Source organism: Pseudorhodoferax sp. LjRoot39 (assembly GCF_964253035.1).
Lineage (GTDB): Bacteria > Pseudomonadota > Gammaproteobacteria > Burkholderiales > Burkholderiaceae_C > Pseudorhodoferax.
On record NZ_CAXUQL020000001.1, the window covers coordinates 1,976,592 to 1,997,190 of the forward strand.

The following is a 20,599-nucleotide window of genomic DNA, read 5'->3' on the forward strand; positions in this document are numbered from 1 at the left end:
GCGCCCGATTCAAATTTTTGGAGCAAAGGAGCACCAAATGGCTCAAGCACAAGGCAAGATTGTTCAATGTATCGGCGCTGTGGTGGACGTCGAGTTCCCGCGCGACCAGATGCCCAAGGTCTACGACGCGCTCAAGATGGAAGGTTCGGCGCTGACGCTGGAAGTCCAGCAGCAGCTGGGTGACGGCGTGGTCCGCACCATCGCGCTGGGCTCGTCCGACGGCCTGCGCCGCGGCTCCATGGTGTTCAACACCGGCGCCTCCATCATGGTGCCGGTCGGCAAGGCCACGCTGGGCCGCATCATGGACGTGCTGGGCAGCCCCATCGACGAACGTGGTCCGGTCGACCAGACCCTGACCGCATCGATCCACCGCAAGGCCCCGGCCTACGACGAGCTGTCGCCTTCGCAGGAACTGCTGGAAACCGGCATCAAGGTGATCGACCTGGTGTGCCCGTTCGCCAAGGGCGGCAAGGTCGGCCTGTTCGGCGGTGCCGGCGTGGGCAAGACCGTGAACATGATGGAACTCATCAACAACATCGCCAAGGCCCACAGCGGTCTGTCGGTGTTCGCTGGTGTGGGCGAGCGTACCCGCGAGGGCAACGACTTCTACCATGAGATGGCCGACTCCGGCGTCGTGAACCTGGAGAACCTGGAAGAGTCCAAGGTGGCCATGGTCTACGGCCAGATGAACGAGCCCCCGGGCAACCGTCTGCGCGTCGCGCTGACCGGCCTGACGATCGCCGAGTCGTTCCGCGACGAAGGCAAGGACGTGCTGTTCTTCGTGGACAACATCTACCGCTACACGCTGGCCGGTACCGAAGTGTCCGCCCTGCTGGGCCGCATGCCTTCCGCCGTGGGCTACCAGCCGACGCTGGCCGAGGAAATGGGCCGCCTGCAAGAGCGCATCACCTCGACCAAGGTGGGCTCGATCACCTCGATCCAGGCCGTGTACGTGCCGGCGGATGACTTGACCGACCCCTCGCCTGCCACGACCTTCGCCCACTTGGATTCCACCGTGGTGCTGTCGCGTGACATCGCCTCGCTGGGCATCTACCCGGCCGTGGATCCGCTGGACTCCACCAGCCGCCAGCTGGACCCGCTGGTGGTCGGTGCCGACCACTACGACACGGCCCGTGCCGTGCAGGGCACGCTGCAGCGCTACAAGGAACTGCGCGACATCATCGCGATCCTGGGCATGGACGAACTCGCACCGGAAGACAAGCTGGCCGTGGCCCGTGCCCGCAAGATCCAGCGTTTCCTGTCGCAGCCCTTCCACGTCGCTGAAGTGTTCACGGGCTCGCCTGGCAAGTACGTGCCGCTGGCCGAAACCATCCGTGGTTTCAAGATGATCACGGCCGGCGAATGCGACCACCTGCCCGAGCAGGCCTTCTACATGGTCGGCACCATCGACGAGGCCTTCGAAAAGGCCAAGAAGATCGCCTAAGCAGGCGCTGGAAGGAACCCCATGGCAACGACATTCCAGGTTGACGTCGTCAGTGCCGAGGAGTCCATCTTCTCGGGTGAGGCCCGCTTCGTGGCCCTGCCCGGCGAGGCCGGCGAGCTCGGCATCTTTCCGCGCCACGTGCCGCTGATCACGCGCATCAAGCCAGGCTCGGTGCGCATCGAGCGGCCCGACGGCAGCGAAGAGTTCATCTTCGTGGCCGGCGGCATTCTCGAGGTGCAGCCCAACGCCGTGACCGTACTGTCCGACACCGCCATCCGCGGCAAGGACCTGGACGACGAGAAGGCCAACGCGGCCAAGGCCGCGGCCGAGGAAGCGCTGCGCAACGCCAAGGGCGAGCTGGACATCGCCAGGGCGCAGTCCGAGCTGGCCGTGATGGCGGCGCAGATCGCTGCGCTGCGCAAGTACCGGCAGAAGAAGTAAGTTGGCGCTGTCGCCATGAACGCCGAGCTTGTTCGTGCCGGCGCTCTGCCACGAGATGCCACCGCAAGGTGGCATTTTTTTTGCTACTTGCAGATGCATCTTTTTCCACGTTCATCCCTGCGCGGAGCGCAGCTTTCATGACGGCAACTACCAGGCCCGCAGACGGCTACATCCCAGGCATCGACGGGCTGCGCGCCGTGGCGGTGCTGTCGGTCCTGCTGTTCCACATGCGCGCGTCGTTCCTGCCCGGTGGCTTTGCCGGGGTCGACGTCTTTTTCGTGATCTCCGGCTACGTGGTCAGTGCCAGCCTGGCGCACCGCCATGACGATCGGTTCGGCCCCTACCTGCTGAGCTTCTATGCGCGCCGCATCGTGCGCATCTTTCCTGCATTGCTGGTCTGCGTCCTGCTGACTGGCCTGGCGACCACGCTGCTGGTGCCGTCGTCATGGCTCAGCGAAACCACGGCGTATACGGGCATCGGGTCCATCTTCGGGCTGAGCAACTTCGCGCTGGTGTTGTTCAGCGATGGGTATTTCTCGCCGCGCGCGGAGTTCAACGCCTTCACGCACACCTGGTCCTTGGGCGTAGAAGAGCAGTTCTATGTGATCTTTCCGCTGCTGTTCTACGCATGGTTTCGCCATCGCGGCGGCCATGGCGCCAAGGCCTGGACTGCACGCGTGCTGCTTCCGGCCTTGCTGCTCGCGTCGTTCGCCTACTGTGCTTATGAGACCAGCAAGCGGCCGGACCTGGCCTACTACATGCTGCCCAGCCGCTTCTGGGAACTGGCCTGCGGCGCACTGCTGTTCCGCCTGCACCACGCGGGGCGTGCCCTGCCTGCCACGGCGGGCCGCGCAGGCATGTGGACCATAGCCGGCGGCCTCCTGATCGCGCTGGCGTTCGCCTATGCCGACAAGCGGACGTTCCCGTTTCCTTGGGCTGTTCCGGCCGTGCTGGGTGCGGTGCTCGTCATCGGCGGCAGTGTCGGAGACGTGGCGCGACGCGCCTGGCCGAACGCTCTGCTCGGAAGCCGCGTGGTCACCTACATCGGCAAGATCTCGTACTCCCTGTACCTGTGGCATTGGCCCGTGCTGGTGGTGCTGCGCTGGACCACTGGACTGGACGGCGCCAGGGTCCTCGTCTTCGCTGCCGTGCTGGCGTTCGGCTTGGCCGTGGCGTCCTACCACGGTGTCGAGCAGGGACGGTGGTGGCGCCAGCGCCTGTCCGGCTGGCCGTCCAGGCGCACCGTGGTCTACGGCTCTGCCTGCCTTGTCCTCGGCGCGGTCTGCTTTGCCGGGATCCTGGCGTCGCAGCGCTGGATCAGTCTCAGCGTCACCCGGGACGCTCGTGTGTGGCAGCCGAACGCATGGCCCTCGAAGGGGGAAACGCCGCCAGTGCAGGCGGGTGCTCTGAGCGGACGCAAGCTCTTTGTGCTGGGCGACTCACACGCAGGCGCCTACCGCACCATGTTGCAGCAGCTGAAGGAACGGACCGGGGTCGAGGTGTTGACGTTCTCGAAAGGCGGCTGTGCTGCCGCCGGGCTGCGCTACTCCGCCAACAAAGCCTGCAAGGACTGGGTTGCCGCGAAGATCGCCGAGATCAAGCAAAAGGCGGCGCCAGGCGATATCGTGTTCCTGGCGGCGCTGCGTCTGCGGCGCCTGGCGGACCAGTGGGAGATCTTCGAGCCAGAGGCCCTGCCCGCCAGCCGGCCTGCGCCGCATGACGTTCGGCAGACCCTCGTCTTCCAGGAAGCCGACAAGGTCGTGACCACGCTGCAGGAGGCCGGCCTGCAGGTGGTCATCGACGCGCCCAAACCGATCTTCAAATCGCCTGCCTTCCGTTGCTCCGATTGGTTCAACGCGCGCAATCCGATCTGCGCAGGTGGCTTCGTCATCGAGCGCGATTTTCTCGAGCAGCGCCGCCAGCCGGTGATGGACGCGTTGGCAGAGCTCAAGACCCTGCATCCTGCGCTGACGGTCTGGGACCCTTTCCCGGTGCTGTGCCCCGAAAAGATCTGCTCGGCTTTCGACGGCCAGCTACCCATGTTCATCGATGGCGACCATCTGAGCGGCCATGGCAACCGCGTTCTGTTTCCATCGTTCCTGGCCATGCTGGAGTCTGTCGCGCAGCGTTTGCCGTCCCGCGCCTCAGCCAAAGCCATCTGAACCTAGATTCGGCAGTTGACCGCTCGCAGCCCTTTGGCAAGCCGCATGAACACTGGACTTGGCGTCTCCAATACCCCTCACCTTCTGGGTGAGGCCGCTATGCACCCGCCGGCACCGCGCTCGCCGCGCCATGCAGCGTTGCTCCTCCTTGCGCACAGGAGTGCGCCGCGTCGTCGCGCCTTGCCTGGCATGCCGATCACGGCACCGTCGGGCGCATCCAACTGCCGAATCTAGGCTGAATGGCCGCTACCTGAGGTCGATCCGGTTCGACAACGCATTGGCGCCGCGAGCGCCATCGGTCGCCGGAAAGTGCGTCACCAGCACGGCCGACACCTCTTCCAGCGCCGTGGTCAAGCCGTCCTCGTACTGGCCCGCGCGCAGGGCGCTGCGCAGCTGTTCGACCACCTGTTGCCAGCGCTGTGCATCCACATACCGGTTCAGCCCGCGGTCGGCCACGAGCTCGATGGCGTGCTCGGCCAGCAGCAGGTAGATCAGCACGCCGTTGTTGTGCTCGGTGTCCCACACGCGCAGCTTGCCGAACATCGCCACCGCACGCTCGCGTGCCGTGGCATCGCGCAGCAGGTAGCTGGCGGGCAAGGCTGCTTCCACGCAGATGCAGACCTCGCCGGTGTGGCGCTGTTCGCTGGCGGCGATGCGCCGCTCCAGCCGCTCCAGCGCAGCACGCGGCAAAGCCTGGTGGGCATCGCCCACGTCGACCCAGCGGTGCGTCAGAAAGCGCCGCAGCCGGCTCCAGATCCGTGCCATGCGCGTCCTGCTCCTCACCAATCGCCGGAGGCACCACCGCCCCCGAAATCACCGCCACCGCCGGAGCTGAAGCCCCCTGCGCCGCCACCACCGGACCAGCCTCCGCCGAAGCCGCCGGCACCGCCGGCCCAGCCGCCCGGACCAGGGCCGGTGCGGCCACGCCGTTGCGACGGACCGCCGCGCAGCAGCGGGCCCAGCCCGGCCACCAGCGCAACGACGAAGGCCAGCAGCCCGGCCGCCGCAGCCAGCCACAGCGCGGTGTGCAGCACCAGGCCTGCGAATGCGCCGACGCCGATGCCCGTGGCCGCCGCGCCCAGCCGCCTGCCGAGCACGCTGCGCAGGATGCCGGCCGCCACCGGGACGGCGAAGAACAGCACGAACAGCAGCGGCGTGACGGCGTCTTCGTCCAGGCCGTGTTCTGCCGCAGGGGCCGGCGCAGGTGCTGGGAGGTTTTCACCGCGGATGCGTGCGTCCAGCTGCGCCACGCCAGCCAGCAGCGCGCCCGCATAGTCGTTCTGCCGCAGCCGCGGCGTGATGGCCTCGTCGATGATCTGCTTGGCGGCGAGGTCGGGGATGGCGCCCTCCAGGGTCTTGGCCACTTCGATGCGCAGCCGCCGGTCGTTTTTGGCGACGAGCAGCAGCACGCCGTCGCCGATGTCGCGCCGGCCGATCTTCCAGGCGTTGGCCACGCGGTTGGCGTAGGACGCGATGTCCTCGGGCGCCGTGGTCGCCACCAGCAGCACGACCACCTGCGCGCCGCGCTCCTGTTCCAGCCGGGCCAGTGCCTGCTCCAGCTGCGCCCGCTGGGCCGCGTCCAGCGTGCCGGTGGTGTCCACCACGCGCGCCGCGAGCGCGGGCACGGGCTGCACCGGCTGGGCCTGCAGCGTGGCCTGGGCCAGCAGCAGCGCCGCCCACAGGCCGATCCGTGCGAGCCAGGCGCGCAAGGCCTATTTCTTCTGGAAGTCGACCACGGGCGGTGTCGAGATCTGCGCCTCGTTGGCCACCGCGAAGCTGGCCTTGGCGTCGTAGCCGAAGACCTTGGCCGTCAGGTTGGTCGGGAAGCTGCGTGCGAGCACGTTGTACTCCTGCACCGTCTGGATGTAGCGGTTGCGCGCCACCGTGATGCGGTTCTCCGTGCCTTCCAGTTGCACACGCAGGTCGCGGAAGCCCTGGTTGGCCTTGAGGTCGGGGTAGCGCTCGCTGACCACCATCAGGCGCGACAGTGCGCTGCCCAGTTCGCCCTGGGCGGCCTGGAACTTCGCCATGGCCTCGGGGTTGTTCAGCGTCTCGGGGGTGACCTGGATCGCCGTCGCCTTGGCGCGCGCCTCGACCACCTTGGTCAAGGTGTCTTGCTCGAATGCAGCCTCGCCCTTGACCGTTGCCACGATGTTGGGCACCAGATCGGCGCGGCGCTGATACTGGTTCAGCACTTCGCTCCAAGCCGCCTTGGACTGCTCGTCCAGGCGTTGGAAGTCGTTGTAGCCGCAGCCCGACAGGGCCAATGCCAGTGCGATGGTGAACAGCCAATGACGCATCTTCCCGTGCTCCGTGCATCCGGCGCCACCGCCGGCTGGCGTGGAGCATAGCGGAGCATGGTCCCTGCTACGGCGAACCCGGGGCATTGGCAGCAATTCGTTGCACAATCGCGCGCACCGCAACCCTTCGTATGCCGACCGCATGAGCCCAGCCCGACTGCAGTCCGCCCCCCTGGTCGGCAGCGCCGACGACACCGAGGCCGCGTTCTACGACGCCATGCTGCATGCCGACGTCGATGCCATGATGGCCTGCTGGGCCGACGAGGACGACATCGTCTGCATCCATCCCGATGGCCCGCGACTGGTCGGTGCCGGCGCCATCCGCGCCGCTTACGAAGCACTGTTCGTCTCCGGTGCCGTGCGCGTGCTGCCGCAGCGCGTGCGCAAGATCGAGACGCTGACCTGCGCCGTGCACAGCGTGGTCGAGCGCATCGAGGTGCTGACCGACAGCGGCCTGCGCGCTGCCGAGGTCGTGGCCACCAACGTCTACCTGAAGACGGCGCAGGGCTGGCGCATCGTCACGCACCACGCCAGCGCCGACCGGCTCGGTGGCGGCCGCGACCACGAGCCTGCGGCCGGCCCGCAGACCCTGCACTGAGCGGTCTTCCCGATCCACGACAGCAAGGCGGGCCGATGGAGTACAGCGCACCCTGGTGGCTTCCCGGTGGGGACATGCAGACCATCTGGGCATCGCTGTATGGCCAGCGGCGCCGGGGCCCGGCGCTGGCGTTCAAGCGCGAGCGCTGGATCACGCCCGACATGGATTTCATCGACGTGGACATGGCCGATGCTGCGGCTGATGCCGTCGATCCGGCCGCCAGCCCCGAGCAGCGCACGCTGCTGGTGCTGTTCCATGGCCTGGAAGGCTCGTCGAGCAGCCACTACGCCGAAGCCTTCGGCGACTTCGCGCGCCAGCACGGCATGGTCTATGCGGTACCGCACTTCCGCGGTTGCAGTGGCGAGCTGAACCTCGCGCCGCGCGCCTACCACTCCGGCGATTTCGAAGAGGTGGGCTGGATCCTGCGGCGCATGCGCGCGCGCCATGCCGGCCCCATCGTGGCGGTCGGCGTGTCGCTGGGGGGCAATGCGCTGTTGCGCTGGGCCCAGGAGATGGAAGGCGAGGCTGCGGCCTATGCGTCCGCCATCGCGGCGGTCTGCGCGCCGCTGGATCTGATGGCCGGTGGCCTGGCGCTGGGGCAGGGCTTCAACCGGCTGGTCTACACCGGCATGTTCCTGCGCTCGATGAAGCCCAAGGCGCTGCGCAAGCTGGCGCAGCACCCTGGCCTGTTCGATCGCGATGTACTGCTGTCGGCACGTGATCTCTACACCTTCGACAACGTCTTCACCGCACCGCTGCACGGCTACCGCGATGTCGAGGACTACTGGCGGCGGGCATCGGCCGGCCCGCACCTGGCCCGCATCCGCATCCCCGCGCTGGTGCTCAATGCGCGCAACGATCCCTTCGTGCCGCTGGCCAGCTTGCCTGGGCCCGATGCGGTGGGTGACTACGTCACGCTGTGGCAGCCCGAGGAGGGCGGCCATGTCGGCTTCCCCCACGGCGCCTGGCCGGCCAATGTGCGGGCCATGCCCGATGCAGTGGGCAACTGGCTGCTGCAAGCCCTGCGCTGATAATCCTGGCATGGACGACATCGTGCGCCAGGCCATCGCGAAATGGCCCAACGTGCCGGACTGCTACGGCTGGCTGGGCCTGGATGCGCGTGGCGGCTGGTACCTGCGTGATGCCCAGGCGCAGGCCGCGGGCGCCTTCGCGCAGGGCGGCGCCGCCAAGGGTGATCTGCTGCGGCACGACAAGCTCCTGGCCTTCATCGGCCGCAACTACGCCTGCGATGCGCGCGGCTGCTGGTTCTTCCAGAACGGGCCGCAGCGTGTCTTCGTGGAACTGGAGGCCGCGCCCTGGGTCTGGCGCGTCGCGCCCGATTTCTCGCTGTCGGCCCACACGGGCACCGCTGCCCGCCGCGAGCGGGCGCTGCTGGATGAGCACGGCCGGGTGTTCGTGCTGACCGATCTGGGCCTGGGCCTGGTGCACTCGCTCGATGTCGTGCTCGTGGCCTCGGCCGTGGAGCAGGCCGGCTGGGTGCTAGAAGAGGTGAAGGCGGCCGATTTGCCGGCAGCCCACGGATTTGTCACCAGCCCGCAGCGGCTGGTACCGGCCGGCGCGGCGGGCTGAAGCCGCCGCGCGGCTTTACTTGGATGCGGTTTCCGCCGGGGCAGACGCCGCGGCTGCAGGCTGGGCCGGCTCTTCGAACTTGCCGCCGCCCGCATTGCCCATGTAGGCCACGGCACGTGCGATCTCCAGGTCGGCGAAATCGCCCCCACCCTGCGGTGCCATGGCGCCCTTGCCCTTGAGCGCATGCTCGACCAGCGTCTGCAAGCCCTGGCCCAGGCGCGGACCCCAGGCGGCTGCATCGCCCAGCTTCGGCGCCCCGGCCACACCGGTGCCGTGGCAAGCCGCGCACTGCGCCTTGAACACCGTTTCGCCGTTGGCCAGGGGGCGGTTGGCATCGCGGATCTCCACGCTGCCGACCTTCTGCAGCCGGGCCGCTACGCCCTGGGCAAGGCTTTGTTCGGTCACGCCGCCCAGCGCCATGGCGCTGGCATCGCTGCTGCCGGCAGGCTTGACCGCCGACACCACGAAGTACACCAGCCCGATGATCACGAAGATCGGCACGATGAAGGAGAACAAGGTCGCCACCAGCAGTTGCTTGGGGTTCTTGATGGGGCCCGTATGGGCGCCGCCGTCCGCATGTTCGCTCATGTTGTCCTCAGTCTCGTCGGGGGCTTTTTGTCAGCCGGCGAGTATAACGGCGGGTTCTGTACGGACCCGTCGCGCACGCGCCGCGCTGTCAGGGCTGCGTGGTCCAACCGCCGCCCAGCGTCTTGTACAGCGTGACCTGGTTCTGCAGTTGCGCGAGCCGGGTCTGCACCACGGCCTGCTGCGTGACGAACAGCGAGCGCTGCGCGTCCAGCAGATCCAGGTAGCTGGCCACCCCGTTGCGGTAGCGCAGATCCGAGAGCTTGAAGCGCGCGGATTCCGCCTCGGCCTGCGCCTGCTGCGCGCGCAACTCTTCGCCCAGCGTGGCGCGGCCGGCCAGTGCATCGGCCACCTCGCGGAACGCGGTCTGGATCGCTTTCTCGTACTGCGCCACCGCGATGTCGCGGTTCACGTTGGCCGAATCCAGCCCGGCCTGGTTGCGCCCACCGTCGAAGATCGGCAACAGCAACTGCGGTGCCGCGCTGAAGCCCCAGCTGCCACTCTCGAACAGGCCCGACAGCTGGCTGCTGACGGTGCCGAAGCCAGCCGTCAGCGTGATGCGCGGGAAGAAGGCCGCGCGCGCCGCACCGATGTTGGCATTGGCCGAACGCAGCAACTGCTCGGCCTGGCGGATGTCGGGCCGCGCGGTCAGCACGTCCGAAGGCAGGCCGGCCGGCAGCTCGGTCATCACCACAGCCGATTCCAGGCTCTTCGTGGCCGGCAGGCTCGCGATCTGCTGGGCCCAGTCGGGCTGGCCGACCAGCAGCGTCAACTGGTTCAGGTCCTGGGCGCGCTGGCGCTGCAGCTGTGCCAGCGTGGCGCGCGCAGCCTCCAGCAGCGACTGCGCCTGGCGCAGGTCCAGCTCGGACGCCACGCCGTTGTCGAAGCGCAGCTTGGACAGCTTGGCCGAGTCCTCGCGCGTGGCCAGGGTCTGGCGCGTGAGCTCCAGCAGCTCCTCGTCGGCCAGCAGGCTCAGGTAGGCGTTCGCGACCGCGGCCACCAGCGTGATCTGGGTGGACTTGCGGCCTTCCTCGGTGGCCAGGTACTGGCCCAGCGCCGCCTCGCTGAGGCTGGCCACGCGGCCGAAGAAGTCCAGCTCCCAGGACGACAGCGTGAGCCCGGCCTGGTAGGTCGTGGTGCTGCCGCCCTGGCCCAGCTCCGTGCGCGTGCCGCTGGCGCCCACGCCGATGCTGGGCAGGCGGTCGGCGCGCTGGATGCGGTACTGCGCGCGGGCCTGCTCGATGTTGAGCACGGCCACGCGCAGGTCGCGGTTGTTGGCCAGGGCCTGCTCCACCAGCGCGCGCAGCCGCGCGTCGCTGAAGAAGTTCTGCCACGGGATGTCGGCCACAGGCTGGGCTGCGGCCGGAGCCGCGGTCTCGCCTGGCCACTGCGTGGCCACCGGTGCGGTGGGGCGCTCGTAGGTCGGGATGAACGAGCAGCCGCTGAGCAGCGCGGCCAATGCCAGCGCCGACAGGCGCGTCGATGGTTTCTTAGTCATGTGCGCCTTCCTTGGCTTCGCCCACGCCGGCATCGCGTGCATGGGCGGCATAGATCTCGTTCTGCCGCTTGCTGCCCTTGAAGATGCTGCGCACGACCACGAAGAACACCGGTACGAAGAACACGGCCAGCAGGGTGCCAGTCACCATGCCGCCGATCACGCCCGTGCCGATCGCGCGCTGGCTGGCCGAACCGGCGCCGGAGGCGATGAACAAGGGCACCACACCCAGGCCGAAGGCCAGCGAGGTCATGATGATCGGGCGGAACCGCAGGTGCGCGGCTTCCAGCGCGGACTGCACCACGCTGCGGCCCTGTGCCTGCAGGTCCTTGGCGAACTCGATGATCAGGATCGCGTTCTTCGCCGACAGGCCGATGATGGTGATCAGGCCCACCTGGAAGTACACGTCGTTCGCGTAGGAGCGCAGCAGAGTGGCCAGCAGCACGCCGATCACGCCCAGCGGCACCACCAGGATCACGGCCAGCGGGATCGACCAGCTTTCGTACAGTGCCGCGAGGCACAGGAACACTGCGAGGATCGCGAAGCCGTACAGGATGATGGCCTGCGAGCCGGCGAGCTTTTCCTCGCGCGACTGGCCGGTCCATTCGAAGCCGAAACCCGGCGGCAGCTGGGCCGCCAGCCGCTCCATCTCGGCCATGGCCGCGCCCGTGCTTTGGCCCGGGGCGGCGTCGCCGCTGATGCGCATGGCCGGATAGCCGTTGTAGCGCACCGTCTGCATCGCGCCCGTGACCCAGCGCGTCGTGGCGAAGGCGGACAGCGGCACCGGCTGGCCCTGGGCGTTGGCCGCGTTCAGGCGCAGCAGGTCCTCGGGCTGCATGCGGGCCGGTGCATCGGCCTGCACGATCACGCGCTGCAAGCGGCCGCGGTTCGGGAAGTCGTTGATGTAGCTCGAGCCCAGCGAGGTCGACAGCGCGGTGTTGATCGCATCGAACCCCACGCCCAGGGCCTGGGCCTTGTCGCGGTCGATGTCGATCTGCAGCTGCGACGCGTCTTCCAGGCCGTCCGGCCGCACCTGCGCCAGGATCTTGCTCTGCGAGGCCATGCCCAGCAGCTGGTTGCGCGCGTTCAGCAGAGCCTGGTGGCCCTGGCCGGAACGGTCCTGCAAGCGGAACGAGAAGCCGCTGGCATTGCCCAGCTCGGGAATCGGCGGCGGGCTCAGCGGGTAGATGAAGGCGTCACGGATGCCCGACAGCGCGCCGAACGCGCGGCCAGCCAGTGCGCTGGCGGAGTGCCCCGGGTCGTGCCGTTCGGACCAGTCCTTCAGCGTCACGAAGGCCAGGCCCGCGTTCTGGCCCTGGCCCGAGAACGAGAAGCCCAGCACGCCCACCATGCTCTCCACTTCAGGCTGCTTGAGCATGAAGCCTTCGACCTGTTGCATCACGTCCAGCATGCGTTCCTGCGTCGCGCCCGGCGGCAGCTGCACGTTGACGATGATGTTGCCCTGGTCTTCCTGCGGCAGGAAGGAGGTGGGCAGGCGCTGGTAGACCACGACCACGGCACCGATGATGGCGGCGTAGATGATGAGGTAGCGCGCGGCGCCCTTGAGCATGCGCGCGACCACGCCTTCGTAGCCCTTGGCCGTGCGCGAGAAGCTGCGGTTGAACCAGCCGAAGAAGCCGCGCTTCTCATGGTGGTGGCCGGCTTCCACGGGCTTGAGCAGCGTGGCGCACAGCGCCGGCGTCAGCGACAGTGCCAGGAAGGCCGAGAACCCGATCGAGACCACCATCACCGCCGAGAACTGGCGGTAGATGTTGCCGGTGGAGCCGGCGAAGAAGGCCAGCGGCACGAACACCGAGATCAGCACCACGGTCACGCCGATGATGGCGCCCGAGATCTGCTGCATGGCCTTCTTGGTGGCGTCCAGCGGCGACAGGCCCTCCTCGCTCATGATGCGTTCGACGTTCTCCACCACCACGATGGCGTCGTCCACCACGATGCCGATCACCAGCACCATGCCGAACATGGTCAGCACGTTGATCGAGAAGCCCAGCGCCAGCAGCGCCGCGAAGGTGCCCAAGAGCGCGATCGGCACCACCAGCGTGGGGATCAGCGTGTAGCGCCAGTTCTGCAGGAACAGGAACATCACGAGGAACACCAGCGCCACCGCCTCGAACAGCGTGTGCGTGACCTGTTCGATCGAGATGCTCACGAACTTGGAGCTGTCGTAGGGGACGTCGTACTTCACGCCCTGTGGGAAGAACTTGGACAGCTCGTCCATCTTCTGGCGCAAGAGGCGTGCCGACTCCAGTGCGTTGCCGCCTGGCGAGGGCTGGATGCCCAGGCCGACCGCGGGCGTGCCGTTCAGGCGCGCCGAGGTGGCGTAGCTCTGGCCGCCGATCTCGACGCGGGCCACGTCCTTCAGGCGCACGGTGGAGCCATCGGGATTGGCGCGCAGCACGATGTTCTGGAACTGCGCCACATTGGACAGCTGGCCCTTGACGACCACGGTGGCGGCGATGCTCTGGCCGGCCACGTTCGGCAGGTCGCCGATGGTGCCGGAGGCCACCTGGGCGTTCTGCGCGCGGATCGCGGCCGACACTTCGGCCGAGGAAATCTGCACGCCCTGCATCTTGGCCGGGTCCAGCCAGATCCGCATGGCGGTTTCCGAGCCGAACAGCTGCACCTGGCCGACGCCCTTGACGCGTTGCAACTCAGGCTGGACGTTGCGCGCGGCGTAGTCGCCCAGCTCCACCGGGGTGAAGTCGGGGTTGTCCGAGGACAGCATCACGAACGCCAGGAAGTTGTTGCGCGACTTGTCCACCCGCACGCCCTGCTGTGTCACGGCCGAGGGCAGGCGCGGCGTCGCGCGCGAGAGGCGGTTCTGCACGTCCACCTGGGCCAGGTCGGCATTTGTGCCGGGCTCGAAGGTCACCGTGATGGTGCCGGTGCCGTCGGCCTGGGCGACCGACTCCATGTAGATCAGGCCCGGCGAGCCGTTCATCTCGCGCTCGATGACGGACAGCACGCTGTCCTCCAGCGTCTGCGCGGAGGCGCCCGGGTAGGTGGCGTTGATGATGATGGCTGGTGGCGCCACCGGGGGGTACTGCGAGATCGGCAGCTGGGTGATCGAGACCGCGCCCATCACGATGATGAACAGCGCGATCACCCAGGCAAAGATCGGGCGATCGATGAAGAACTTGGCCATGGATGCTTGCCTTGCTTCTTATTGCTTGGGGGCCGCGGCGGGTGCGGCGGCCGAGGCCGCGGGTGCCGGGGCCTGGCCCGGGGGCTGCCAGGGCACGGCCTTGACCGGCGTGCCCGGTGGCAGCATCTGCAGCTTCTGGAAGCCGTCGACCATGACCTGCTCGCCGGCCTTGAGGCCTTCGGTCACGATCCAGCGGTTGTTCTGGCCGGCCTGGATCTTGACCTGGCGCTTCTCCAGCTTGCCGCCTTCGCCGACCACGGTCAGCGTGTTGCCGCTCTCGCCGCGCGTGACGGCCTGCTGCGGCACCGCGATGGCGTTGCTGGCCTGGGCCTGCTCGATCTGCACGCGCACGTACAGGCCCGGCAGCAGGTCGCCCTTGGGGTTGGGGACTTCGGCGCGTAGCGTGATCTGGCCTGTTGTCGCGTCCACGGTCAGGTCGGTGAACAGCAGCTTGCCGCTCTGGGCATAGGTGCTGCCGTCCTCCAGCACGATGCGCACGCTGGCGGCCTCGCCGTTGCCGGCGCGCTTGAGCGTGCCGGCTTCCATGGCGCGGCGCAGGCGCAGCGCATCGCTGGCCGACTGCGTGAAGTTCACGTACAGCGGGTTGATCTGCTGCACCACCGCGAGCGGCGTGGACTCGCCCTGGCCCACCAGCGCGCCTTCGGTCACGAGGGCGCGGCCGATGCGCCCGGAGATCGGTGCCGTCACGGCCGCGTAGTCCAGGCTGATCTTGGCGGTCTGCACCGCGGCCTTGGCCACGGCCAGGTCGGCCTCGGCCTGCACGCGTGCGGCCACCGCATCGGCGTAGTCCTGCTTGCTGATGGCATTGGCGGCCACCAGCGGCTCGTAGCGCTTGGCCACCTCGGTGGTGCGGGTCACGGCGGCCTGGGCACGCAGCACCTGGGCCTGCGCGCTCTGGTAGGTGGCCTGGTAGGGCGCGGCGTCGATCGCAAACAGCGGCTGGCCGGCCTTCACGTCGCTGCCTTCCTTGAACAAACGGCGCTGCAGGATGCCGGCGGCGCGTGCACGCACTTCGGCCACGCGCGAGGCTTCCAGGCGGCCCGGCAGCTCGGTCACGAGGCCGATGTCGCCCGGCGTGGCCACCACGACACCGACCTCGGGTGCCGGCATGCCGCCACCGGCCTTGGCCGGTGCTTCGGCCTTCTTGTCGCCCTGGCCGCAGGCGACCAGCAACACGGCCACGGCCAACACGATGGGCCGCAGCGGTGCCGCCACGACATTCAGGGAACCAAGACGCAACGCAGACATGCGATTCCTTCCTCAGACAACAACACAACGCCGCAACCGCCGCCGCTGCGGAGGCTCCGGTCTCTTTCTTGGAAATGGGTGGGATGGTGGATCAGGCGATGGCCGGCTGAGCGTCGGCCGCCGATCCCAGGACCCCCAAACGCCGCCGGAGTGTAGCTTACTTACATACAATGATGAATGTATATTGCCCTCGCCGGGCACAACGGTCTTTTGCCAAGGAGGAAATGGTGGCGCGCAGTACCAAGGAAGAGGCCCAGGCCACGCGCCACCGCCTGCTCGATGCGGCCGAGCGGCTGTTCCACCGCAATGGGGTGTCGCAGACCTCGCTGCAACACATCGCCACCGAGGCCGGCGCCACGCGTGGCGCGATCTACTGGCACTTCAAGGACAAGGCCGACCTGTTCAACGCCATGATGGAGCGGGTCACCTTGCCGCTGGAGCAATCGCTGCAGCAGGTTGCAACAAATGGTGTCGATCCGCTCGTGGGTCTCAAGGAGTCCCTGCGCAATGCACTGGTGCTGATGCGCGATGACCCGCAGCTGCGCCGCGTCGTCGAAATCGCGACGCACAAGGTCGAGTACGTGGACGAGCTGCACGCCGTGCGTGCGCGCCACCTCAGCGTGCGCAACCAGTGCGTGGACGACATCGGGCGCGCGCTGCGGCTGGCGGCGCGCCAACGTGGCCAGCGTTTGCGCCTGCCGGCTGCAGTGGCGGCAGCCGGCCTGCACGCCACCATCGACGGACTGATCTTCAACTGGCTGCTCGACACCACGGCTTTCGACCTGCCGACCCTGGGCGAGCAGATGCTGGAGCTGCACCTGGTCGGCCTGGGCCTGCGCGAGCAGGTGCAGCGCAACAAGTGAAACAAGTCTCCGTGCGCCTGCAACCGCACTGAAACAGCGCCTTTCCACCATGGGCGGCGATGTCGCCGCTGCCCCTGTCTGCCATGCAAAGCCCGGGCCTGGATCCGCCCGAGGACCCGGCGCGGCTGCGCGCGCCCATGTCGGACCGCTGGACCCGGTACGACACGCTCGCCTACCTGGAAGCGCGCGACCTGGTCAGTGGCGAGGCGCATGCCTTCCTGGCCTACCGCGAGACCAGCCTCATGGGCGCGGGCTGGCGTGTGCGCGTGCGCTCGCGCCTGACGGCCGGTGGCGTGTTCGAGCCCGCAGCCATGGCCCAGCAGGCGCAGGGCGCCACGGCGCGCGGCGAGCACAGCTTCGTCTGGGGCTACCAGCGCCTGCCGTGTGCGGCAGATGTCCGCCACGTCGAGTTCCGCGTCCATGTCGACGCCGGCCGGCCGGTGCGGCTGGAGCTGTACGCGCGGCTGCGCCAGGCCGACGGCAGCCCGGCGCCGGCGCACTCGGCCAGTTGCGACTGGCCGGCGGATCCTCCAAGCCCCTGATCCGATCGCACGGCCTGCGGCCAAAGTCGGTGCCAACGCGTGGCTACAATGGCGCCCGGTCGCGGCTGTAGCTCAGTGGATAGAGTATTGGCCTCCGAAGCCAAGGGTCGTGGGTTCGATCCCCGCCAGCCGCACCAAGTCTTTCAGTTCTCCCCCGCCTCTTCGTCCCGCTGCGGCTTGAGCCGCAGGGCTTGCGCATACAGCGCATTGCGTGGCTGGCCCGTGATCTCGGCGGCCAGGCGCACGGCGGATTTGAGTGGCAACTCGGGCAGCAGCAGCTTGAGCACACGCAGGTCTTCGACCGGCGCTGCACTGGGCGGAGCGGGGTGGACGACCAGCGCGAACTCGCCGCGCGTGCGCGTGGCCTGCGCGGCCAGCCAGGCTGGCAGATCCTGCGCCGCGACCGTGGCGATCTCCTCGAACTGCTTGGTCAACTCGCGCCCCACGGTCACGGGCCGCGAACCCAATGCCGCCAGCGCGCGCGCGAGCACCTCGATGCGGTGCGGCGCCTCCAGCAGCACGACGGCGCGCGCGTCGGCCGACAGCGCCTGCACCGCGGCATCGCGCTCGCCGGCCTTGCTGGGCAGGAAGCCCGCGAACACGAAGGCCGCGTCCTCGGCGATGCCGGCCACCGACAGGGCCGTGGTCACGCTGCTGGCGCCCGGCAGCGGCACCACGGCGAAACCGGCCGCGCGCGCGGCCGCCACCAGGCGCGCGCCGGGGTCGCTCAGCGCGGGCGTGCCGGCATCGCTGACGTAGGCCACGCGCTGGCCCTGCTGCAGCCGGGCCAGCACGGCCTGGGCGGCCTCGGCCTCGTTGTGCTGGTGGGCCGCCATCAGCTGTGCGCCGGGCCGCTCCAGCCCATAGGCGCGCAGCAGGCTCTGCGTGTGGCGCGTGTCCTCGCAGGCAATGGCGTCGACCAGCTGCAGCACATGCAGCGCGCGCAGGCCGATGTCGGCCAGGTTGCCGATCGGTGTGGCGACCACGTAGAGTGCGGCCTGCGGGTAATGCTGTGTTGCTGCGGCCTCATGGGCGGCGCGCAGCGCCAAGGCGAAAGAAGCGCTCAATGGGATTCCTCTGGAAGGGTGCGGCCAGCGGGCCGACCACGAAGCAGGCAGGCGACGCGGCCGAGGCCGCGGCGCTGGCACATCTGCAGCGCGCCGGGCTGCGTCTTCTGGCGCGCAATTATCGGACGCCGGGCCGCGGCGGCGGCGAGATCGACCTCGTCATGCGCGCGCCCGACGGGACCGTGGTGTTCGTCGAGGTGCGGCGCCGCGCCAGCCTGGCGCATGGCGGCGCCGCGGCCAGCATTGGTGCTGCCAAGCGGCGGCGCATCGTGTTCGCGGCGCGCCACTACCTGATGCAGCTGGCCACGCCGCCGCCCTGCCGCTTCGACGTGGTGGTGCTGGAGCCGGGCGGGCCGCAATGGCTGCAGGCGGCGTTCGACGCCGATTGAGGCTGTTACAAGCCTGCTCACCCCGGCTGCAGCAGGGAAAACCGCAGGGGTATCATCACCGCCCCATGCTAGAGCAACGCATCCAACAGCATTTCATCGACAGCGCCGACCTGAAGTACCAGTCGGCCGAGGCCTTGAGCAAGCCCATCGCGGCGGCCGTGCAGGCTATCCTGGTCAGCGTGACCAGCGGTGGCAAGGTGCTGGCCTGCGGCAACGGCGGTTCTGCCGCCGACGCCCAGCACTTCGCGGCCGAGTTCGTCGGCCGCTTCGAGCGCGAGCGGCCCGAGCTCGGCGCCATCGCGCTGACCACCGACAGTTCCATCCTCACGGCGATCGCCAACGACTATTCGTACGAGCAGGTGTTCGCCCGTCAGGTGCGTGCGCTCGGCCTGGCCGGCGATGTGCTGCTGGCGATTTCCACCAGCGGCAATTCGCCCAGCATCCTCGCGGCCGTCGAGGCCGCGCATGCGCGCGAGATGACGGTGGTGGCGCTGACGGGGCGCGGCGGCGGCAAGATGGCCAGCGCGCTGCGCGAGACCGATGTGCACGTCTGCGTGCCGCACGAGCGCACGGCTCGCATCCAGGAGGTGCATCTGCTCACGCTGCACTGCCTGTGCGACGGCGTGGATTCCCAATTGCTAGGTGACCAGGAAACAAGTCTATGAAGGTGAGTTTGAAGCGCGTCGTGCCGATGGTGCTGGCCGCGGCCACGCTGGTGGCCAGTCTGTCGGCCTGCGTGCCGTTGGTGGTCGGTGGTGGGTTCGCCAGCGGCGTGATGGTTGCGATGGACCGCCGCACCTCGGGTGCCCAACTGGAAGACCAGGGCATCGAGCTGCGCGGCGCCAACCGCATCAAGGAAGCGCTGGGCGAGAACGCGCGTGTCAGCGTGACCAGCTACAACCGCCAGGTGCTGTTGACCGGCGAGGTGGCGCGCACCGAGGACATCCAGCGCGCCGAGCAGATCGTCGCCAAGGTGGAGAACGTGAGCTCCGTGGTCAACGATCTGGCCGTGGGCATCCCGGCGGCGCTCACGCAGCGCTCCACCGACCTGCTCATCACGAGCAAGGTCAAGGCCTCGCTGATCGACGCCAAGGACCTGCAGGCCAATGCCTTCAAGGTCGTCACCGAGCGCAACGTGGTCTACCTGATGGGCCGCGTGACGACGCGTGAGGCCAACCGCGCGACCGAGATCGCGCGCGGCGTGAAGGACGTGGCCAAGGTCGTGCGCGTCTTCGAGACGCTGACCGAGGAAGAGCTGGCCCGTCTGGGCCAGCAGCCGGCCAAGTAAGCCGGCTTGCCGCACAGCAGGGCGCCGCAAGGCGCCCTTTTTCATTTGAGCCGCGTGATCAGGCTGGAGGTGTCGAAGCGGTTGCCGCCGGCCTGCTGCACGTCGGCGTAGAACTGGTCCACCAATGCCGTGACGGGCAGGCGTGCGCCGTTGCGCTTGGCTTCGTCGAGCACCAGCCCCAGGTCCTTGCGCATCCAGTCCACGGCAAAGCCGAAGTCGAATTTGCCCTCGACCATGGTCTTGCCGCGGTTCTCCATCTGCCAGCTCTGGGCCGCGCCCTTGCTGATGACTGCCAGCACCTGTTCCATGTCCAGCCCGGCGCGCTGGCCGAAGGCCACGGCCTCGGACAGGCCTTGCACCAGGCCGGCGATGCAGATCTGGTTGACCATCTTGGCCAGCTGGCCCGAGCCGCTGGCGCCCAGCAGCACGATGGAGCGCGAGAAGGCCTGGGCCACGGGCTCGATGCGGGCGAACGGTTCGGCATCTCCGCCGCACATCACGGTCAGCATGCCGTTCTGCGCGCCGGCCTGGCCGCCGGAGACCGGTGCATCGACGAAGTGCAGGCCGGCCTCGCGCGCCTTGCCGTGCAGTTCGCGTGCCACGTCGGCCGAGGCCGTGGTGTGGTCCACGAACACGGTGTCCTTGCCCATGCCGGCGAAGGCGCCATTGGGGCCGAGCACGACGGAGCGCAGGTCGTCGTCGTTGCCGACGCAGCAGAACACGATGTCGGCGCCGGCCGCGGCCTCGCGCGGCGTGGCGGCGGTCCTGCCCTTGAACTCATCGGCCCAGGCCTGGGCCTTGGCGGCCGAGCGGTTGTAGACGGTGACCTGGTGGCCGGCCAGGGCCAGGTGGCCGGCCATGGGAAAGCCCATCACGCCCAGGCCCAGGAAGGCGACGTTGCGGGCTGGTGTGGTGGTGTAGCTGCGCGGATTGGTGGAAGCCATGCGGATTCTTTGCTCCAGAGTAGACCGGCGATTCTAGGAAGCCGTGGGCGCGTAGTGCGCCACACCTTCGCCGAAGGACCAGTTCTCGCGCGCGGTCTCGACCAGGTGGACGATGAGGTCCGCCGCAGCGAAGCCGGCCTGCGCAGCGTTCTGCGCGATGCCGGCGTAGAGCGCGCGCTTGTGCGCCAGCGTGCGGCCGAACGAGCAGGTGATCTGCACCAGCGCCACCCGCGCGGAGTGCTGCACGCCCAGGTAGGCCGGGGTGCAGACCAGCGCGCCGGGCGGGTGGCGCGCGAGCACCTGGAAGCGGTCGTCGGACGGCACCTCGAAGCTGGCCACCAGCGCCTGGTGGACGGCGTCGCCGAGCGCTTGCGCGTCCTCTTGCGAGACAGTGTCGGGAAGGTCGATGCGGACGAAGGGCATGAAGTTCTCCTTGAAAGAGCTTTGACTGTGCCC

General features: G+C 68.5%; 21 protein-coding genes and 1 tRNA gene. 12 read left to right on the forward strand and 10 right to left on the reverse strand.

The features are described from left to right. Window positions 1–37 precede the first annotated feature (37 nt). From atpD to ACSQ4M_RS09370, 3 genes are all read left to right on the forward strand, one after another. Window positions 38–1,444 carry a F0F1 ATP synthase subunit beta gene (gene atpD / locus ACSQ4M_RS09360; RefSeq protein ID WP_436189297.1) on the forward strand — a complete coding sequence of 469 codons (1,407 nt, stop codon included), beginning with the start codon at window positions 38–40 and terminating at the stop codon, window positions 1,442–1,444. A gap of 21 nt (window positions 1,445–1,465) precedes the next feature. After that, entirely contained in the window at window positions 1,466–1,885 is a 420-nt protein-coding gene (locus ACSQ4M_RS09365) for a F0F1 ATP synthase subunit epsilon (RefSeq protein ID WP_436189298.1), read from the forward strand. A 137-nt stretch (window positions 1,886–2,022) separates the two neighbouring features. After that, complete coding sequence (locus ACSQ4M_RS09370; RefSeq protein ID WP_436189299.1) at window positions 2,023–4,047, forward strand: acyltransferase family protein; 2,025 nt, start codon at window positions 2,023–2,025, stop codon at window positions 4,045–4,047. 246 nt (window positions 4,048–4,293) lie between these two features. On the opposite strand, the gene ACSQ4M_RS09375 is transcribed toward ACSQ4M_RS09370, so the two are convergent. From ACSQ4M_RS09375 to ACSQ4M_RS09385, 3 genes are read right to left on the reverse strand one after another with little or no spacing between them, the layout of a single operon-like run. Beyond that, window positions 4,294–4,812 carry a TPM domain-containing protein gene (locus ACSQ4M_RS09375; RefSeq protein WP_436189300.1) on the reverse strand — a complete coding sequence of 173 codons (519 nt, stop codon included), beginning with the start codon at window positions 4,810–4,812 and terminating at the stop codon, window positions 4,294–4,296. Window positions 4,813–4,826: 14 nt separating this feature from the next. Beyond that, window positions 4,827–5,756, reverse strand: a complete 930-nt coding sequence (locus ACSQ4M_RS09380) for a TPM domain-containing protein (RefSeq protein WP_436189301.1) — start codon at window positions 5,754–5,756, stop codon at window positions 4,827–4,829. 3 nt (window positions 5,757–5,759) lie between these two features. Next, window positions 5,760–6,347, reverse strand: coding sequence for a LemA family protein (locus ACSQ4M_RS09385; RefSeq protein WP_056663740.1), 588 nt, complete (start codon window positions 6,345–6,347; stop codon window positions 5,760–5,762). 142 nt (window positions 6,348–6,489) lie between these two features. On the opposite strand from ACSQ4M_RS09385, the gene ACSQ4M_RS09390 reads away from it, so the two are divergent. Genes ACSQ4M_RS09390 through ACSQ4M_RS09400 form a run of 3 tightly spaced genes read left to right on the forward strand, consistent with a single transcriptional unit; the run spans window position 6,490 to window position 8,535 of the window. Further along, window positions 6,490–6,945: a YybH family protein gene (locus tag ACSQ4M_RS09390; protein ID WP_436189302.1), complete on the forward strand. Its 456-nt coding sequence runs from the start codon at window positions 6,490–6,492 to the stop codon at window positions 6,943–6,945. A 35-nt stretch (window positions 6,946–6,980) separates the two neighbouring features. Next, window positions 6,981–7,976: a YheT family hydrolase gene (locus ACSQ4M_RS09395; RefSeq protein WP_436189303.1), complete on the forward strand. Its 996-nt coding sequence runs from the start codon at window positions 6,981–6,983 to the stop codon at window positions 7,974–7,976. Window positions 7,977–7,986: 10 nt separating this feature from the next. After that, window positions 7,987–8,535: a DUF2946 family protein gene (locus ACSQ4M_RS09400; protein ID WP_436189304.1), complete on the forward strand. Its 549-nt coding sequence runs from the start codon at window positions 7,987–7,989 to the stop codon at window positions 8,533–8,535. Between the two features lie 15 nt (window positions 8,536–8,550). Here ACSQ4M_RS09400 and ACSQ4M_RS09405 read toward each other — a convergent pair whose 3' ends face one another. The 4 genes from ACSQ4M_RS09405 to ACSQ4M_RS09420 all read right to left on the reverse strand — a co-directional run bounded on the left by ACSQ4M_RS09405 (window position 8,551) and on the right by ACSQ4M_RS09420 (window position 15,050). After that, the gene (locus ACSQ4M_RS09405) at window positions 8,551–9,123 is read right to left on the reverse strand and encodes a c-type cytochrome (protein ID WP_436189305.1); all 573 of its coding nucleotides are present in this window, start codon (window positions 9,121–9,123) and stop codon (window positions 8,551–8,553) included. An 88-nt stretch (window positions 9,124–9,211) separates the two neighbouring features. After that, entirely contained in the window at window positions 9,212–10,618 is a 1,407-nt protein-coding gene (locus ACSQ4M_RS09410; RefSeq protein WP_436189306.1) for an efflux transporter outer membrane subunit, read from the reverse strand. After that, window positions 10,611–13,781, reverse strand: a complete 3,171-nt coding sequence (locus ACSQ4M_RS09415; RefSeq protein WP_436189307.1) for an efflux RND transporter permease subunit — start codon at window positions 13,779–13,781, stop codon at window positions 10,611–10,613. The genes ACSQ4M_RS09410 and ACSQ4M_RS09415 overlap by 8 nt, the downstream gene beginning before the upstream one ends. Window positions 13,782–13,799: 18 nt before the next feature. Further along, window positions 13,800–15,050, reverse strand: coding sequence for an efflux RND transporter periplasmic adaptor subunit (locus tag ACSQ4M_RS09420; RefSeq protein WP_436189308.1), 1,251 nt, complete (start codon window positions 15,048–15,050; stop codon window positions 13,800–13,802). 224 nt (window positions 15,051–15,274) lie between these two features. Between ACSQ4M_RS09420 and ACSQ4M_RS09425 the strand changes: the two genes are divergently transcribed. From ACSQ4M_RS09425 to ACSQ4M_RS09435, 3 genes are all read left to right on the forward strand, one after another. Next, complete coding sequence (locus tag ACSQ4M_RS09425) at window positions 15,275–15,913, forward strand: TetR family transcriptional regulator (RefSeq protein WP_436189309.1); 639 nt, start codon at window positions 15,275–15,277, stop codon at window positions 15,911–15,913. 83 nt (window positions 15,914–15,996) lie between these two features. Next, complete coding sequence (locus ACSQ4M_RS09430) at window positions 15,997–16,455, forward strand: hypothetical protein (RefSeq protein ID WP_436189310.1); 459 nt, start codon at window positions 15,997–15,999, stop codon at window positions 16,453–16,455. 61 nt (window positions 16,456–16,516) lie between these two features. Then, window positions 16,517–16,592, forward strand: a tRNA-Arg gene (locus ACSQ4M_RS09435). A 6-nt stretch (window positions 16,593–16,598) separates the two neighbouring features. Here the strand turns inward: ACSQ4M_RS09435 and rsmI are convergent. Beyond that, entirely contained in the window at window positions 16,599–17,522 is a 924-nt protein-coding gene (rsmI, locus tag ACSQ4M_RS09440; protein WP_436189311.1) for a 16S rRNA (cytidine(1402)-2'-O)-methyltransferase, read from the reverse strand. On the opposite strand from rsmI, the gene ACSQ4M_RS09445 reads away from it, so the two are divergent. The 3 genes from ACSQ4M_RS09445 to ACSQ4M_RS09455 all read left to right on the forward strand — a co-directional run bounded on the left by ACSQ4M_RS09445 (window position 17,522) and on the right by ACSQ4M_RS09455 (window position 19,199). Next, entirely contained in the window at window positions 17,522–17,911 is a 390-nt protein-coding gene (locus ACSQ4M_RS09445; RefSeq protein ID WP_436189312.1) for a YraN family protein, read from the forward strand. The two genes, rsmI and ACSQ4M_RS09445, sit on opposite strands and share 1 nt — an antisense overlap. Before the next feature lie 65 nt (window positions 17,912–17,976). After that, window positions 17,977–18,576: a phosphoheptose isomerase gene (locus ACSQ4M_RS09450; RefSeq protein ID WP_436189313.1), complete on the forward strand. Its 600-nt coding sequence runs from the start codon at window positions 17,977–17,979 to the stop codon at window positions 18,574–18,576. After that, a complete protein-coding gene (locus tag ACSQ4M_RS09455) occupies window positions 18,573–19,199 on the forward strand; it encodes a BON domain-containing protein (RefSeq protein ID WP_436189314.1) in 627 nt (208 codons plus the stop codon). Before ACSQ4M_RS09450 ends, ACSQ4M_RS09455 begins: the two co-directional genes overlap by 4 nt. Window positions 19,200–19,240: 41 nt before the next feature. On the opposite strand, the gene ACSQ4M_RS09460 is transcribed toward ACSQ4M_RS09455, so the two are convergent. Beyond that, complete coding sequence (locus ACSQ4M_RS09460; protein WP_436189315.1) at window positions 19,241–20,143, reverse strand: NAD(P)-dependent oxidoreductase; 903 nt, start codon at window positions 20,141–20,143, stop codon at window positions 19,241–19,243. Window positions 20,144–20,176: 33 nt separating this feature from the next. Further along, entirely contained in the window at window positions 20,177–20,566 is a 390-nt protein-coding gene (locus ACSQ4M_RS09465; protein WP_436189316.1) for a tautomerase family protein, read from the reverse strand. Window positions 20,567–20,599 lie beyond the last annotated feature (33 nt).